Source organism: Variovorax sp. KK3, assembly GCF_001984055.1.
Classification (GTDB): Bacteria; Pseudomonadota; Gammaproteobacteria; order Burkholderiales; family Burkholderiaceae_C; genus Variovorax.
Genome location: NZ_LYVO01000219.1, coordinates 1 through 316 on the forward strand (window position 1 = coordinate 1; position 316 = coordinate 316).

Sequence of the window (316 nt, forward strand, 5' to 3'; positions counted from 1 at the left end):
CAGCGACGTCGGCGCGCAAGGTGGACAAGGCGGCGATGGCGGCCCGGCGAACACCGTCACGGTGACCATCGAGGGCGGCTCGGTCTCGACGCAGTCGGGTGTGTCCGGCACGCCGGCGATCTGGGCGCAATCGCTGGGCGGCATCGGCGCAGCGGGCGGCAATCCCTCGGGCAACGCCGGCAAGGGCGGCAACGCCAGCACGGTGACCGTCACCAACGCCGGTGTGCTGACGACGGCCGTCGCGCCGCATTCGCCGGGCATCCTGGCGCAGTCCTTCGGCGGCGCGGGCTCCTCGGGCGGCCGCGGCGACGGCTGG

General features: G+C 75.0%; 1 pseudogene. It reads left to right on the forward strand.

Annotated features, from left to right (window positions below):
* A pseudogene (locus B0W80_RS35855) lies at positions 1–316 on the forward strand (hypothetical protein); the annotation flags it as partial.